The 16,085-nt window shown below is 72.5% G+C and carries 13 protein-coding genes; 12 read left to right on the top strand and 1 reads right to left on the bottom strand.

The features are described from left to right. Nucleotides 1–130 precede the first annotated feature (130 nt). The 12 genes from ABFY07_RS27760 to ABFY07_RS27705 all read left to right on the top strand — a co-directional run bounded on the left by ABFY07_RS27760 (nucleotide 131) and on the right by ABFY07_RS27705 (nucleotide 15,001). Entirely contained in the window at nucleotides 131–904 is a 774-nt protein-coding gene (locus ABFY07_RS27760; RefSeq protein WP_346177099.1) for an acyl-CoA dehydrogenase family protein, read from the top strand. Continuing rightward, entirely contained in the window at nucleotides 901–2,085 is a 1,185-nt protein-coding gene (locus ABFY07_RS27755; protein ID WP_346177098.1) for an acyl-CoA dehydrogenase family protein, read from the top strand. Before ABFY07_RS27760 ends, ABFY07_RS27755 begins: the two co-directional genes overlap by 4 nt. A gap of 5 nt (nucleotides 2,086–2,090) precedes the next feature. After that, nucleotides 2,091–3,113 carry a 3-oxoacyl-[acyl-carrier-protein] synthase III C-terminal domain-containing protein gene (locus tag ABFY07_RS27750; protein WP_346177097.1) on the top strand — a complete coding sequence of 341 codons (1,023 nt, stop codon included), beginning with the start codon at nucleotides 2,091–2,093 and terminating at the stop codon, nucleotides 3,111–3,113. After that, a complete protein-coding gene (locus ABFY07_RS27745) occupies nucleotides 3,100–4,371 on the top strand; it encodes a type III PLP-dependent enzyme (RefSeq protein WP_346177096.1) in 1,272 nt (423 codons plus the stop codon). The genes ABFY07_RS27750 and ABFY07_RS27745 overlap by 14 nt, the downstream gene beginning before the upstream one ends. A gap of 17 nt (nucleotides 4,372–4,388) precedes the next feature. Then, on the top strand, nucleotides 4,389–4,646 hold the full coding sequence (locus ABFY07_RS27740; RefSeq protein ID WP_346177095.1) for an acyl carrier protein: 258 nt from the start codon (nucleotides 4,389–4,391) through the stop codon (nucleotides 4,644–4,646). 13 nt (nucleotides 4,647–4,659) lie between these two features. Continuing rightward, nucleotides 4,660–5,433 (top strand): hypothetical protein, encoded by a 774-nt coding sequence (locus ABFY07_RS27735; protein ID WP_346177094.1) that lies wholly within the window; start codon nucleotides 4,660–4,662, stop codon nucleotides 5,431–5,433. Between the two features lie 461 nt (nucleotides 5,434–5,894). Continuing rightward, a complete protein-coding gene (locus tag ABFY07_RS27730) occupies nucleotides 5,895–7,094 on the top strand; it encodes an ROK family transcriptional regulator (RefSeq protein ID WP_065965528.1) in 1,200 nt (399 codons plus the stop codon). Between the two features lie 522 nt (nucleotides 7,095–7,616). Then, nucleotides 7,617–8,717 (top strand): substrate-binding domain-containing protein, encoded by a 1,101-nt coding sequence (locus ABFY07_RS27725; RefSeq protein ID WP_346177093.1) that lies wholly within the window; start codon nucleotides 7,617–7,619, stop codon nucleotides 8,715–8,717. 124 nt (nucleotides 8,718–8,841) lie between these two features. Beyond that, nucleotides 8,842–9,630: an ATP-binding cassette domain-containing protein gene (locus ABFY07_RS27720; RefSeq protein WP_346177092.1), complete on the top strand. Its 789-nt coding sequence runs from the start codon at nucleotides 8,842–8,844 to the stop codon at nucleotides 9,628–9,630. Further along, the gene (locus ABFY07_RS27715; RefSeq protein ID WP_346177091.1) at nucleotides 9,627–10,916 is read left to right on the top strand and encodes a sugar ABC transporter permease; all 1,290 of its coding nucleotides are present in this window, start codon (nucleotides 9,627–9,629) and stop codon (nucleotides 10,914–10,916) included. The genes ABFY07_RS27720 and ABFY07_RS27715 overlap by 4 nt, the downstream gene beginning before the upstream one ends. A gap of 201 nt (nucleotides 10,917–11,117) precedes the next feature. Then, nucleotides 11,118–13,118: a 1-deoxy-D-xylulose-5-phosphate synthase gene (gene dxs, locus ABFY07_RS27710; RefSeq protein ID WP_346177090.1), complete on the top strand. Its 2,001-nt coding sequence runs from the start codon at nucleotides 11,118–11,120 to the stop codon at nucleotides 13,116–13,118. Between the two features lie 404 nt (nucleotides 13,119–13,522). Next, on the top strand, nucleotides 13,523–15,001 hold the full coding sequence (locus ABFY07_RS27705) for an amino acid permease (protein WP_346177089.1): 1,479 nt from the start codon (nucleotides 13,523–13,525) through the stop codon (nucleotides 14,999–15,001). Between the two features lie 16 nt (nucleotides 15,002–15,017). Here the strand turns inward: ABFY07_RS27705 and ABFY07_RS27700 are convergent, their stop codons facing one another. After that, nucleotides 15,018–16,052 carry an ABC transporter substrate-binding protein gene (locus ABFY07_RS27700; protein WP_346177088.1) on the bottom strand — a complete coding sequence of 345 codons (1,035 nt, stop codon included), beginning with the start codon at nucleotides 16,050–16,052 and terminating at the stop codon, nucleotides 15,018–15,020. Nucleotides 16,053–16,085 lie beyond the last annotated feature (33 nt).

Here is a 16,085-nt window from a genome sequence, read left to right as displayed (position 1 = left end):
GGCTGCTCCTAGGGTCTTGCCGCACGATTGACCATCACGGGGGCTGGGGTATATGGGGCTGGGGGATATGGCGGCAAAAGCTGCGGAATTGCCCGCCAAAGATCCCGAAACGACCTCCGAAACGCCCCCCGTGGCAGACGCTGCGGCGGAACCCCTGGCGGACCCCGTAACGGCCCCCGGAGCGGATTCCCTCCCCGCCGCCCTGGACGTCCTGCGCACCGCCCGCGAGAGCGGCCTCTCGGCGGCTCTGGCGCGTGCCGTGCGGCATCTGGACTTCACCGCTCCCTGCTCCGACGGGGGCCTGTGCGTCCTTCCCGGCCGCACGGCCCCCGACCTGCGCGGCTGGCTGCTCGCCGGGCGCGTGGTGCCCGCCGAGCGGGCCACCGTACGGCCCGGCCCGCGCCATGAACTGGCCGAGCGCGAGGGGCTTGAGGTGCTGCGGGTCGTCCCCGACGACACCGCCGGGCCGGGGCCCGACCCCGGGAGCGCCCCGCCGGGGCCCGGCCCCCGGAGCGCCCAGGACCGGCTCGACCTGGCCGGGACGCTGTTCGCCGCGCTGCGCGCCGGGCTCGCCGAGGCGCTGCTGGAGCGCGCGGTGGCCCATGTGGCCGGGCGGCGCTCCGGCGACCGGCCGCTGCTCGAGCGGCAGTTGGTACGCGCCAAGGTCGCCGACTGCGTCGCCGCCGTCCGGGCCTGCGAACTGCTGCTGACCACCTCGGGCGCCGATCCGCACGCCGCCCACGAGCTGCACCGGCGCCTCGATGAGGCCGACGCGGCCCTGACGAACCTGTTCGGCGGCGCCGGCTATCTGGCCGACCACCCCGTGCGCTCGCTGTACGTCTCGGCGTACGTCGGCAGCCTGTGGGCGCCGTCGCCGCGAGACCCCGGAGAGGGACGGTCGTGACGGACCCGGCCCTGGACGCCGCGCACGAGCGCCTGCGCGACCACGCCCGCGCACTCGCCCCCGCCCTGCGGGAGGCCGCCCTCGCCATCGACGCCGACCCGGCCCGCATGGACGACCACCTGGACAACCCCGCCTTCCGCCTCTTCCGCTCCATGGGCATCCCGAAGCGGTTCCAGGACGCGCGGGCCCGGGCCGCGGTGCGGGACCTGCCGCAGGACTTCCTCGGCCAGATGATCTGTTCCATGGAGCTGGCGCGTGGCGACGCGGGCGCCATGTTCGCCGGGCCCGCCCCCGCCCTCGCCGGGGTCGTCGTCCGCACCATGGGCGACGAACGCCAACAGGCCGCCTTCTACGAGCGCGTCGCCGACGGCGCCACCTGGGCGTTCTGTGCCATCACCGAGCCCCAGGCGGGCAGCGACGCCACCCGCATGCAGACCACCCTGACCCCCGCGGACCCCGCCGACCGCACCGGCGACTGGCTGCTGAGCGGCGCCAAGAAATACGTCGGGAACGGCTCGCGCGCCGGCGTCGGCGTCGTGTTCGCCCAGACCGGCACCTCGCCCCTGGGCGTGCGCGCCGTCGTCCTGGACCTCCCGGCGCCCGGCGCCCACGGCGAGCCGCTCGACATGATCGGGCTGCGGGGCGCCCGCATCAGCGAAATGACCTTCGACGCGGTGCCGGTCGCCCGGGACCGCCTGCTCGGCGCCCATCTGCCCGCCACCCGCCGGGGCATGTGGGGCGCGGTCACCGCCTTCTACGGGGCGCGGGTGCAGATCGCCGCGACCGCCGTCGGCCTCGCCGGCGCCGTGTACGACTACGTGAGCGCCGAGCGCGGGACCCCGACCCCGGCCGAGCGGCGGGCGCTGGAGACGGTTTCGCTGCGCCTCGCGGCCGCCGCCCGCCTCGTCCACCGCACCGCGCTCCTCGTCGAGGCGGACGGGGCCCGCGGCGACGCCTCCGCCCTGTGCAAGCTGGAGGCGATCCGGCTGGTCCGGGACGTCACCCACCGGCTGCCCGCCCTCCTCGGGCGCGGCGCGCTGCTGGACCACCCGCTGCTGGAGAAGTGGACCCGCGACGCCGCCGCGCTGGAACTCATGGAGGGCACCGGCGACATCCAACGGCTCCGGCTGGCCCAGGACTACGCCCGCTCGGGCGCCGTGCCCGCGGGCGGGGCCGGGTGACCCCGATGCGCCTGGGGCCCGTCGGCACCTTCGTCCCGCCCACCGCGCTCACGGTCGCCGAGGCCACCGCGGCCGCCGGCCTCCCCGACGCCAAGGCCCGCTTCTACCGCGACTACCTCGGCTTCCGCGACATCCCCAGAAGCACCGGCCACTCGCTCGCCGACATGCTCACCGCCGCGGGCCGCGAGGCCCTGCGCGGCACCGACCCGCGCGCGGTGCGCCACGTGCTGTACGCGCACACCCACGAGGAGGCCGACCCGGCCGGGCCCCGGCTGCTCGACGGCGTCCGCACCGCGCTCGGCCTCGACCACGCCCCCGCCTTCTCCGTCGGCCAGATGAACTGCGCCGCCGGGCTGTTCGCGCTCTTCCTGGCCGGGCAGACGCTGTCCGACGAGGGCGGGAGCGCGCTGGTGCTCACCGGCGACCGGGTGGCCCGACCCGAGCAGGCCACCATCCCCGGCGTCGCGGTCGTCGCCGACGCCGCCGCCGCGTGCCTGGTCGGACCCGGGGTGCCCGGGGACCGGCTGCTCGGCTCCGCCTTCCGCACGTACGGCAGGTTCTACCGCGGCTTCGGCGGCGCGGACCCCGACCGGGAGCGCGAGTACACCCGGCTCTACGCGCCCGCCCTGGCCGCCGTGATCGGGGAGGCGCTGGAGGAGGCGGGGACCGGGCTCGACGGCATACGGTGGATCGTCCCGCACAACGTCAACCGCCTGTCCTGGAAAGGCGTGGCCAAGGAGCTGGGCCTGCCCTACTCCCAGGTCTTCCTCGACAACCTGCCGCGCCTGGGCCACGCCAACTGCGCCGACCCGTACCTCAACCTCGCCTCGCTGCGCGCCTCCGGGCGGCTCGCGCCCGGCGACCGGTATGTGCTGGCCGCCGTCGGCCTCGGCGCCACCTTCGGCGCGGCGGTCCTGGAACGGGACAGCGCGCGGGACGGCGGTCCGCTCGGTGGGCCGGTCGGCGGTCCGGGCGGCGGTCCGGTCGGCGATCCGGGGAGCGAGAGAGGGAGCGATGGAGAGCTTTGAGGCCGTCCAGGGCATCCGGGCCGCGGACCTCGCGGACCGCTACGGCACTCCGCTGTACGTCTACGACGGCGACCTGCTGGCGGGCGCGGTCCGGTCCCTCGCGGACGCGCTGCCGCACCCCGTGGAGATCTTCTACTCCCTGAAGGCCAACCCCAACAGCAGCGTCTGCTCCCTGCTGTTCGCCCACGGCGCCCGCGCCGAGGTCTCCTCGCTCGTCGAGCTGCGCACCGCCCGCACGGCCGGCGCCCGCCCCGAGGACATCATCTTCCTCGGCCCCGGCAAGAACGCCGACGACATCCGCGCCTGCGTCCAGGGCCGGGTGTACGCCATCGTGTGTGAGTCCTGGCAGGAACTCGAGCTCATCGAGGCCACCGCGCGCCAGGCCGGGCTGCGCCAGCGGGTGATGCTGCGCGTCAACCCCTCCTTCGCCGCGGCCGGCTCCCGGCTGGCCATGGGCGGCAAGCCCCGGCAGTTCGGCATCGACGAGGAACAACTGCTCTCCGGCAAAGACCGGTTGAGCGCGCTGATGCACGCCGTGCCGATGGGCGTCCACGTCTACCTCGGCACCCGGATCCTCGACGCGGCGGCGGTCGTGGAGAACACCGCCCAGGTGCTCGCGCTCGCCGAACGCGTCGCGGCGGCCACCGGCATCGAGTTGGAGGCGGTCGACGTCGGCGGCGGACTCGGCGTCGCGTACTTCGACGGCGAGCGGGACCTGGACCTCGGCGCGCTGCGCGCGGGCCTCGCCCCCGTCGTGGGCGACTTCACGCGCCGCCGTCCGGGCACCCGGCTGCTGCTGGAGTCCGGACGCTTCCTCACCGCCCGCGCCGGGGCCTACCTGGTGCGGGTTCAGTATGTGAAGGAATCCCGCGGCACCCCGTTCGCCGTCACCGACGGCGGCACCCACCACCACATGGCGGCGGTCGGGGTCGGCTCCTACGCCCGCCGCAACTTCCCCGTCGCGGCGGTCGCGGGCGGCGGCGCGGGGCCCGAGCGCCGCTGGCACATCACCGGCCCGCTGTGCACCCCGGACGACACCCTCGCCCGCGCCGTGCCGCTGCCCGGCCTCGCGCCGGGCGACGTCCTGGCCGTGCTGCGGTCGGGCGCCTACGGTCCGAGCGCCTCACCCGGCCACTTCCTCAGCCATGGATTCCCGGCCGAGGTGCTGGTCCACGAGGGCCGGCCGCTGCTGGTCCGCGACCGGGACACCGCCGATGACCTGCTGCGCAAGCAGCGACACCACCAGTTCGTTCAGTGAGCAAGGGGAGGCCCGGGATGGACCGCGCGCAGATGGTCGAGGCGATCGGCAGGTCGGTGGCGGCGATGGTGCCGTACTCCGACACTCCGGTGGAGGAGGACAAGCGGCTCTTCGAGGACCTGGGGCTCGACTCCACCAGCATCGTCGAGCTGATGATCGACCTGGAGGACAACGCGGGGGTGGTCGTCGACACGGACGCCATCGAGCCGGACGTCTTCGAGACCGTCGGCTCGCTGGTCGACTTCCTCATGCGCTCTCTCCCGGCCGAGCGCTGAGGATGGCCTGAGGATGGCGGACGCGACAGCGGCGGGGCTGCGCCTGGCCGGGACCTGGGGGCTGGACTTCCCCGCGCGGCCCGGCGGGCGCTCCTTCGTGGAGATGGGCGGCGAGCTGCTGGCCGGCCCGCCCGGGCAGGACGGGCGGCCGGCGCCGGGGGCGTCGCCGCCCCGCCCGCTGGACTACCTGGTGGTGGCCCACGAGGCGTACGACGCGACCCCCGCCGGCCTGGTGGCCGGCTATCTCGCCGACGCCTGCCCCGGCGACCCGCGCGCCTTCTCCCTCGCCGACCAGGGGGTCGGCGCCCCGTTCAGCGGACTCAGGATCCTCGACCGCATCCACCGGGGCGGCGGCCTGGACGACGCCGCGCTGTTCGTGCTCGACCCGGCGGCCGGGGCGGTGCTGACCCTCGGCGGGACGGGCGACTGGGCGCTTCGGGCGGTGGCGGAGGAGCGGGCCGGGGCGGCGGACTGCCTGCCGCCGCTGACCGCGGCCCCCGCTCCACCCCCGGCTCCACCCTCCGCCCCGGCCCCCGACCGCGCGCCCGGCCCACGCACCGCGTACGTCCTGGGCGAAGGGCTGTGCGACCTGGCGGGGGCCCTGGAGGCGACCGGAGCGACGGTGCGCCATGCCACGCCGGGGCACGGCTGCGCCGGGGTGTGGCGGGCGCTGTCCGCCGCGCTGCGGGGCGCGGCGGAGGAGGGCGCCGAGCGGCTGGTGGTCGCGGACCGTGACCGAGGGCTGGGGCGGCTGCACCTCGCCACCTTCGTACCCCTTCTTCTCTGAGGGCTCGGTCTTCAGGGGGGGCGTTCCGCTGAGGGCTCGGTCTTCAGGGGCTTGTTCTTCAGGGGCTCGGGTGCGCGTGTGACGGGGCCCGCAGCCCAGGTGCTGGACACCCCGCACTTCGCGGCCGCGCCCGTCGTACGCTGGCGCGATATCGAGATCGTGAGATTGTGCGTGCGGGCCACGGGAAGCCTCATGTCGTACCGGAACGGCGGAGCGCGGACCGCGGCGCGGCGGCGGGCCTCGCCGGGTTTCACCGGTGATCGCCCACGGGCCGTCCTCGCGCGCACTTATCCGATCAAGGAGTCGACCGGACTCCGTCAAGGTCCGTCAAGGACTTGACGTGGGACAACCGAGGCGGCTCAGCTTAGAGTTCACATGTTGGAGACAAGCCGGGCCTCACTGCTGCGGCCCGGCCGGCGGAGCGGCGGTCGTGCCGCCCGCGGAGGCAGGAGTGGATGGGCGTGGAGACTCCGGGATCGCAGTCGTCGCTGCACCGGGCCAACCTCGAGCGGGTGGTACGCGCGGTGCGTATGGCGGGTTCGCTCACCCAGGCGGAGATCGCCCGGACCACCGGGCTGTCCGCGGCCACCGTCTCCAACATCGTCCGTGAGCTCAAGGACGGCGGCACGGTCGAGGTCACCCCGACCTCCGCGGGCGGCCGCCGGGCGCGCAGCGTCTCGCTGAGCGGGGACGCGGGCATCGTGGTGGGGGTGGACTTCGGGCACACGCATCTGCGCGTGGCCATCGGCAACCTCGCCCACCAGGTGCTGGCCGAGGAGTCCGAGCCGCTGGATGTGGACGCCTCCGCCTCGCAGGGCCTGGACCGGGCCGAGCACCTGGTCAGCAGGCTGATCGCGGCGACCGGCATCAGCCAGGAGAAGGTGGTGGGCGTCGGCCTGGGCGTGCCGGCCCCGATCGACGTCGAGACCGGCACGCTCGGTTCGACCGCGATCCTGCCGGGGTGGGCGGGCACCAACCCGCGCGACGACCTGGCCGAGCGCCTGGGCGTGCCGGTGCACGTGGACAACGACGCCAACCTCGGCGCGCTCGGCGAGCTGGTGTGGGGGGCCGGGCGCGGGGTCGCCGACCTCGCGTACATCAAGGTCGCCGACGGTGTCGGCGCGGGCCTGGTGATCAGCGGGCAGATCTACCGCGGGCCCGGCGGCACGGCCGGGGAGATCGGCCACATCACGCTGGACGAGTCCGGCCCGGTGTGCCGCTGCGGCAACCGCGGCTGCCTGGAGACGTTCACCGCGGCCCGGTACGTGCTGCCGCTGCTGTACTCCAGCCACGGCGCCGACCTGACCGTGGAGCGCATGGTGCAGCTGGCCCGGGACGGCGACCCCGGCTGCCGCCGGGTGATCGCGGACGTGGGGCGGCACATCGGCAGCGGCGTGGCCAACCTGTGCAACCTGATCAACCCGAGCCGGGTGGTGCTGGGCGGCCATCTCGCCGAGGCGGGGGAGCTGGTGCTCGGCCCGATCCGGGAGTCGGTGGCGCGGTACGCCATCCCGAGCGCGGCCCGCCGGCTGTCGGTGATGCCGGGAGCGCTGGGCGGCCGGGCCGAGGTGCTGGGCGCGCTGGCGCTGGTGCTGAGCGAGATGGGCGACTCGACACTGCTCGACGGCGCCCTGTCGGCGGGCGCGCCCGCGCTGACCTGAGCGGGACCGTGACCGGAGCGCCGAGCCCGCGCTGACCTGAGCGCCGAGCCCGCGCCGACCGGTGCGCGGCGGCCGGCCCGACCTGAGCGGGCCCCTGGCCAGGAGCGGGCCCCTGACCCCTCGGCGGGTCTCCGACTCGAGCGCCGCGCCCGCGCCGGCCCGAGCGGGGGCCTCCCTCTGACCGAGCGGGCAGCCGGCGCCAGCCGGGCGGGTCCCCGCCTGGACACCCACCCTGACCTGAGCACGTTCCCGTCCCGAGCGGGGCGGGGCCACGGGCCCGCGCGTGAGCCGGGGCCCCGGGTGCCCTCCGCACCCGGGGCCCCGGTTTTTGTTTGTGCCCGCATCGGAATATCGGCTTCCGGGGATATCGGCGCCCAACTCACCATGCGTTCACTCAGATAATGAATGGCACCGTTGCCATCTCGTTAAGGATTTACTTCTTGACGCCATGCAGACGGCCGAGTTGACTTCCAGCCACCTCGGCCGCAATGACGCGGCCTCGTCAGGGAGGTCACCCCCACCATGAACGCAACGATGCGTCGCGTCGTCGTCGCCACGGCCGCCGTCTCCATGGCGGTCTCGCTCGCAGCCTGCGGCTCCGCCAAGGAAGCCGACAAGAGCAAGGACGACAAAAAGAAGAAGACCGGCCCGCTCACCATCGGCCTGCTCCTTCCCGAAGACCAGACCGCCAGATACGAAGCCATGGACCACCCCTTGATCGAGAAAGAGATCAAGGCGAACTGCGCTGACTGCAAGGTGATCTACGCCAACGCCAAGTCGGACACCTCCGTCCAGCAGCAGCAGGTCGACTCGATGATCACCAAGAACGTGGACGTGATCATCCTCGACTCCGTGGACTCCAAGGCCATCTCCAGCTCGGTCAAGAAGGCCGACAAGGCCGGCATCCCGGTCGTCGCGTACGACCGGCTCGCCGAGGGCCCGGTCTCCGCGTACACCTCCTTCGACAACGAGACGGTCGGCAAGGTCCAGGGCGAGGCGCTGCTCAAGGCGCTCGGCGACAAGGCCAAGTCGGGCAAGATCGTCATGCTCAACGGCTGGGAGGCCGACCCGAACGCCGCCCTGTTCAAGAAGGGCGCGCTCTCCGTCCTGGAGGGCAAGGTCGACATCGGCAAGAAGTACGACGTCGACCGCTGGCTCGCGGACGAGGCCAACAAGGCGATGACCGGTGCGATCAACTCGCTCGGCAAGGACAACATCGTCGGCGTCTACTCGGCCAACGACACCATGGCCGGCGGCGCCATCAACGCGCTCAAGGCCGGCGGGGTCAAGCCGCTGCCCCCGGTCACCGGCCAGGACGCAGAACTCGCGGGCGTCCAGCGGGTGCTGGCGGGCACGCAGTACATGAGCGTGTACAAGCCCTATGGCCAGGAGGCGGTGGCCGCGGCCAAGATGGCCCTCGCGCTCGGCCGCGGCGAGAAGGTCCCGGCGGAGACCACGGCCGACAGCCCGACCACCAAGAAGATCCCGGCGACCCTGATCCCGCCGGTGTCGATGACCAAGGACAACATCAAGGACACCGTGGTCAAGGACGGCCTGTACAAGGTCGCCGACATCTGCACGGCCAAGTACAAGGCCGAGTGCGACAAGCTCGGCATCAAGTAGCGCGGCCCCGGCCGCCCGTGGCCCACGGGCGGCCCGCCCCCTCCGTCGATACCACCCCCACCGGGGGGAGAGCGCTCTCTCCCCTCCGTTACACCGCAGGGGCCCGCCCCTGCTCAGATCGGAGATGGCCATCGTGCCGAACGAACCCGTGTTGGCGTTGCGCGGGATCTCCAAGCGGTTCGGCGCCGTCCAGGCGCTGACGGACATACATCTGGAGGTCCACGCCGGTGAAGTGGTCGCCCTGGTGGGCGACAACGGCGCCGGCAAGTCGACCCTCGTCAAGGCGATCGCCGGAGTCGGCCCCGCCGACGAGGGCGTCGTCGAGTGGGAGGGCAGGCCGGTCCAGGTCACCCGCCCGCACGACGCCCAGGAACTGGGCATCGCCACCGTGTACCAGGACCTCGCCCTGTGCGACAACATCGACGTGGTCGGCAATCTCTTCCTCGGCCGCGAGATCCGGCGCGCCGGGGTGCTCGACGAGGTCGAGATGGAGCGCCGCTCCCGCGAGCTGCTGCAGACCCTGTCCATCCGCATCCCCAGCGTGCGGATCCCGATCGCCTCGCTGTCCGGCGGCCAGCGGCAGACCGTCGCCATCGCCCGCTCGATGCTCGGCGAGCCCAAGCTGGTGATCCTCGACGAGCCGACCGCGGCCCTCGGCGTGGAGCAGACCGCGCAGGTCCTCGACCTGGTGGAGCGGCTGCGCGAGCGCGGCCTCGCGGTCGTCCTCATCAGCCACAACATGGCCGATGTGAAGGCCGTGGCGGACCGGGTCGCGGTGCTGCGGCTCGGCCGCAACAACGGCACCTTCGATGTGAAGACCACCTCTCAAGAAGAGATCATCTCTGCCATCACCGGCGCCACGGACAACGCCGTGACCCGCCGCAAGGCGCGTAACGCGGAGGCCGCCAAGTGACCACCGAAATCGACAAGACCAACGGCGACGGCCCGCCGGACGCGGCCCCGGTCGCGGGGGACGCGATCACCGCGGTGGACCCCCGGCTGCTGGTGCGTCAGGAAGGCTTCCGCGGCTACGTCCAGGAGTTCGGCCGCAAGCTGCGCAGCGGTGAGCTGGGCGCGCTCCCGGTCATCGTCGGCATCGCCGTGATCTGGGCCGTCTACCAGTTCAAGGACGACGCCTTCCTGTCGCCCAAGAACCTCTCCGACCTGTCGATCCTCATCGTCGGCACCGGCCTGATCTCCGTCGGCATCGTCTTCGTGCTGCTGCTCGGCGAGATCGACCTGTCCGTCGGCTCGCTCAGCGGCCTGGCCGCGGCCACCATGGCGGTGCTCACGACCCGGCACGGGGTGCCCGAGGGGCTCGCGGTGCTGATCGCGCTGGCCCTCGGCGCCGCCCTGGGCGCGCTGCACGGCTTCTTCTTCGCCAAGATCGGCGTCCCGGCCTTCGTGGTCACCCTCGCCGGGCTGCTGGCCTGGAACGGGCTGATGCTCCAGGTGCTGGGCACCACCGGCACCATCGACCTCGACGACGACGGCTTTGTGCAGACCCTGTCCAGCCACTACTTCTCGCAGCTGATCGCCGCGTACGGGGCGGCGACGGTCGCCGTGGCCGTGTTCTTCCTGGCCCAGTTCCTGGGGGCCAGGCGCCGCAAGGCGGCCGGCATACCCTCCCGGCCGCTGAGCGAGATCCTGGTGCGCACCGCGGTGCTGGCGGTCATCGCGTACGCGGCGGCCTGGCGGCTCAACGAGTACATGGGCCTGCCGCTGGCGCCCGTCATCCTCGTGGTGGTGCTGCTCGTGCTCGACTTCGTGGTGCGCCGCACCTCGTACGGGCGCAAGGTGATCGCGCTGGGCGGCAGCGTCGAGGCCGCCCGCCGCGCGGGCATCAACGTGGTGGCGGTGCGGATCTCGGTGTTCGCCCTGTCCGGGTTCATGGCCGCGTTCGGCGGAATCATGATCGCCTCCCGGATCGGTTCGGCGAGCCAGCAGGCCGGCACCGGCAACCTGCTGATGGAGGCGATCGCCGCCGCGGTCATCGGCGGCACCAGCCTCTTCGGCGGCCGTGGCTCGGTCTGGTCGGCGCTGCTGGGCATGCTGGTCATCGGCTCCATCGCGTCCGGCATGAGCCTGCTGGGCGTCGCGAACTCCGTGCAGTACATGATCACCGGCGCGGTGCTGCTGGCCGCGGTCGTGATCGACTCGGTGTCGCGCAGGACGCAGCGCTCGGCGGGGCGCGGCTGAGGCCCTTCGCGGCCCGGCTCGCCTGTGCCCAACCTCACGTGTCCGGTGCCGTCTGGTGCAGACGGTGCCGGGCACGGGTGTTTTTGCCGCCGTCCGCGTGACGCGGATCGCATGGACCGGCGTATGGCCGCCCGGCCGGAACATTAGACTCGGGCGGACCGGTAAGGCTCGACGAAGACGCTCGACAGCGAGGAGGCACGGGTGCTGCTGACCCACATCAGGGGACCGCGTGATCTGGACCGGCTCACTCCGGAGCAGCTGGACCAGCTGGCCGCGGAGATCCGCACCTTCCTCGTCGACGCCGTCTCGAAGACCGGTGGCCACCTGGGGCCCAATCTCGGCGTGGTGGAGCTCACCATCGCCCTGCACCGGGTCTTCGACTCGCCCCGGGACAAGGTGCTGCTGGACACCGGCCACCAGTCGTACGTCCACAAACTCCTCACCGGACGCCAGGACTTCTCCAAGCTGAAGAGCAAGGGCGGGCTGTCCGGCTACCCCTCGCGGGCCGAGTCCGAGCACGACGTCATCGAGAACAGCCACGCCTCCACCGTGCTGGGCTGGGCCGAGGGGCTCGCCAAGGCCAACGAGCTGCTGGGCAAGCAGGACCACGTGGTCGCGGTCATCGGGGACGGCGCGCTCACCGGCGGCATGGCCTGGGAGGCGCTCAACAACATCGCCGCGGCCAAGAACCGCCCGCTGGTCATCGTCGTGAACGACAACGAGCGGTCGTACTCGCCGACCATCGGCGGCCTGGCGAACCACCTGGCCACCCTCCGCACCACCGACGGCTACGAGCGCTTCCTTGCCCGCGGCAAGGACATCCTGGAGCGCACCCCGGTGGTCGGCCGGCCGCTGTACGAGACGCTGCACGGCGCCAAGAAGGGGCTCAAGGACTTCATCGCCCCGCAGGGCATGTTCGAGGACCTGGGGCTGAAGTACGTGGGCCCGATCGACGGCCACGACATCGAGGCGCTGGAGTCCGCGCTGCAGCGGGCGAAGCGTTTCGGCGGCCCGGTCATCGTGCACTGCCTCACCGAGAAGGGGCGCGGCTACACCCCGGCCGAGCAGGACGAGACCGACCGCTTCCACGGCATCGGCCCGATCCACCCCGACACCGGGCTGCCCGTCACCGCGGCCGGCGCCGACTGGACCTCGGTCTTCGGCGAGGAGATGGTCCGGCTCGGCGAGGAGCGCGAGGACATCGTCGCGATCACCGCGGCGATGCTGCACCCGGTGGGCCTCACCAAGTTCGCCGAGCGCTTCCCGGACCGGGTCTTCGACGTCGGCATCGCCGAGCAGCACGCGGCCGTCTCGGCGGCGGGCCTGGCCACCGGTGGGCTGCACCCGGTCTTCGCGGTCTACGCCACCTTCCTCAACCGCGCCTTCGACCAGGTCCTGATGGATGTGGCGCTGCACAGGTGCGGGGTGACCTTCGTGCTCGACCGGGCCGGGATCACCGGCACCGACGGCGCCTCGCACAACGGCATGTGGGACCTGTCGCTGCTCCAGGTCGTCCCGGGCCTGCGGATCGCCGCCCCGCGCGACGCCGATCAGGTCCGCGCCCAGCTGCGCGAGGCCGTGGAGGTGGCGGACGCCCCCACGGTGGTGCGCTACTCCAAGGGCGCGGTCGGCCCGGCGGTGCGCGCGGTGGGCCGGATCGGCGGCATGGACGTGCTGCGCGAGCCCGCCCCGGCGGACGCGGAGCGGCCGGACGTTCTGCTGGTGTCGGTCGGCGCGCTGGCCCCGATGTGCCTGGAAGTAGCGGACCTTCTGGACAAGCAGGGCATTTCGACCACGGTGGTGGACCCGCGCTGGGTCAAGCCGGTGGACGAGGAGCTGCCCGCGCTCGCCGAGCGCCACCGCGTCGTGGTCACCGTCGAGGACAACATCCGGGTGGGCGGCGTGGGCTCCGCCATCGCGCAGGCGCTGCGCGACTCCGGGGTCGACATGCCGCTGCGCGACTTCGGCATCCCGCCGCGCTTCCTCGACCACGCCTCCCGCAAGGAGGTCATGGCGGAGATCGGGCTGACCGCCCCCGACATCGCCCGCCAGGTCACCGGCCTGGTGTCCAGGATCGGCGGACGCTACGAGAGCGACGCGGCCCAGTCCGCCGAGTCGGCCGAGGCGGGCCGGTCCGCCGAGCGCACCGGGCCGGGGGCCGCGCCGAAGGCGCCCACCGCCGCCGAGCCCGTACGCGACTGACCTCCGCGCCGGGCCGGGTTCCGTAGCGGGCCGGGTTCCGCGGCGGGCCGAGTTCTGTAGCGGGCTGGGCTCCGCGCCGGACTGGCTTCCGTAGCGGGCCGGGTTCCGTAGGGCTGGTTTCTTTGCCGGGCCGGTCGGAGCACCGCGCGACACGCGCGGTGCTCCGACCGGCCCAGTACTTTTCCGAGCCTTTCTGCCCCTATCGGGTGAATCCGTCATGCCCGAGAGTGTGCATACATCCCCGATGTCCGGTTAGCAGAACCATGTCGCGCACGGGCAGGTGTGGAGGTGGCGCGGTGAACACGAGAGAACCCAGCAGCGGGGGCGCCGGAGACAGGGGCGGAGACAGGGGCGGGGGCAGGGGCGGGGCCAGGGGTCGCGGAGGCCTGTTCCGGACCAAGTCCGTGGAGCAGTCCATCCGGGACACCGAGGAGCCCGAGCACGCCCTGACCAGGACGCTGTCCGCCCTCGACCTGACCGTCTTCGGCGTCGGCGTCATCATCGGCACCGGCATCTTCGTACTGACCGGAGCCGTCGCCAAACAACAGGCGGGCCCCGCGACCGCGCTCGCCTTCGTGGCCGCCGGGATCGCCTGCGCGCTGGCCGCGCTGTGCTACGCCGAGTTCGCCTCCACCGTGCCGGTGGCCGGCTCCGCGTACACCTTCTCGTACGCCTCGCTCGGCGAACTGCCCGCCTGGATCATCGGCTGGGACCTGGTCCTGGAATTCGCCCTGGCCACCGCCGTGGTGGCGGTCGGCTGGTCCGGCTATGTGCGCTCGCTGCTGGACAACATCGGATGGCACCTGCCGGCCGCGCTGTCCGGCCCCGACGCGGCCCACGGCTTCGGCTTCGACATCCTCGCCTTCCTGCTGGTGCTGCTGCTGACCGCGATCCTGGTCCTGGGCATGAAGCTGTCCGCCCACATCACCGCCGTCGTGGTGGCGGTGAAGGTGACCGTGGTGCTGCTCGTCATCATCGCCGGAGCCTTCTTCATCAACACCGACAACTACCACCCCTTCATCCCCGAGGCCCGGGGCACGGTCTCCAGCGAGGGGCTCAAGGCCCCGCTGATCGAGGTGATGTTCGGCTACCAGCAGACCACCTTCGGCGTCCAGGGCATCTTCACCGCCGCCGCCGTGGTCTTCTTCGCCTTCATCGGCTTCGACATCGTGGCCACCACGGCCGAGGAGACCAGGAACCCGCAGCGGGACATGCCGCGCGGCATCCTCGGCTCGCTCTTCATCTGCACCGTGCTGTACGTCGCGGTGTCGGTGGTGGTCACCGGCATGCAGAAGTACACCCGACTGTCGGTGGACGCCCCGCTGGCCGACGCCTTCAAGGCGACCGGGCACCCCTTCTACGCGGGCCTGATCAGCTTCGGCGCGGCCATCGGGCTCATCACCGTCTGCATGATCCTGCTGCTCGGGCAGACCCGCGTCTTCTTCGCGATGAGCCGCGACGGACTGCTGCCCAGGATGTTCTCGAAGGTCCACCCGAAGTACGCCACGCCGTACCGCTCGACGATCGTGCTCGGCGTCGTCATCGCCGTCGTGGCCGGGTTCACCAGCATCTCCGAGCTGGCGGCGCTGGTGAACATCGGCACCCTCTTCGCCTTCGTGGTGGTCGCCCTCGGCGTCCTCGTGCTGCGCCGCACCCGCCCCGACCTGCCCCGCGCCTTCCGCGCCCCCTGGGTGCCCGTACTGCCGGTGGCCTCGATCGCCGCCTCGGTGTGGCTGATGCTGAATCTGCCCACCGAGACCTGGGTGCGGTTCGGGGTGTGGATGGCGATCGGCTTCGTCCTGTACTTCCTGTACGGGCGCGCGCACAGCAGGCTGGGCGCGGCGGAGGGCGACGCCAGGACGCCGCCCCCGGCCGGGCGTTAGGCCCTGTCCGGTGGGCCTAAGCGGTGAGGTGCCGCTCCAGGTCCGCCACGACCTCGCCCGCCGCCATCACCCCGAGGCCCAGGTACCAGGTCTCGTCCGGGACGTCGTAGGCGTGGCCGGCCTTGACCGCCTTCAGGTTCTTCCACAGTGGATTGCCCTGCGCCTTGGAGCGGTCCGTGGCCTTCGGGTCGCCGTAGACGCCGGTGAAGATGTAGTCGGCGTCGGCCTGGTCGATGTTCTCGGCGCTGATCTCGGCGGCGAGGTCCTCGATGTCCTGGTTCTTCGGGCGCGGAATGCCCGCGTCCTTGAGGATCGTGCCGATGAACGAGGCGTTGGCGTAGAGGCGGATCACGCCGTCGGGCAGGAACCGGAGCATGGTGACGGTCGGCTTCTCGGCGCCCAGCTTCCTGCCCAGCGCCTTGACCTTCTTGTCGTAGTCGGCGAGTTCCTCCTTCGCCTTGGCCGTCTTGTCGAGCGCGGCGGCGTTGAGGAGGTAGTTCTGCTTCCAGGTGAAGCCGGGGCGGATGGAGAACACGGTCGGCGCGATCTTCGACAGCTCGTCGTACTTGTCGGCGGCGCGCAGCTGGCTGCCGAGGATCAGATCGGGCTTGAGCGCGGCGATGGCCTCGAGGTTGAGGTTGTTGATGGTGCCGACGTTCTTCGGGTCGCCCGCCTCCTTCTTCAGGTAGGAGGGCAGCTCCGGGGAGCCTTCGGTGGGTGCCAGGCCGACCGGCTTGATGCCGAGCGACACCACGTTGTCCAGCTCGCCGACGTCCAGCACGACCACTCGCTTCGGCTGGGCCTTGATCTCGGTGCTGCCCATGGCGTGGTCGATGGTGCGCGGCCACTCGCCGGGCTTGGCGTCCGTGCCCATCGCGGCGGTCTTCTCGGCCGCGCTCGCGAAGTCCTTGCCGTCCTTGGAGACGGACTTCTTGCCGCCCTGCCCGCCGTCGCCTTCCTTCCCGCTGCCGGAGGAGCCGCAGGCCGCGAGGGAGAGCGCGGCGGCGACGGCGAGGGCGACGGCGGCGGTACCGCGACGTCGGTAGGACATGGCAAGGCTCCTGTCATGCAAGTTCTTAGGCGA

This window comes from Streptomyces sparsogenes subsp. cuspidosporus (genome assembly GCF_039532705.1).
Taxonomy (GTDB): Bacteria; Actinomycetota; Actinomycetes; order Streptomycetales; family Streptomycetaceae; genus Streptomyces; species Streptomyces sparsogenes.
Note: the sequence above shows the minus strand (reverse complement) of the source record. Positions and strands in the feature narration are given on the sequence as shown.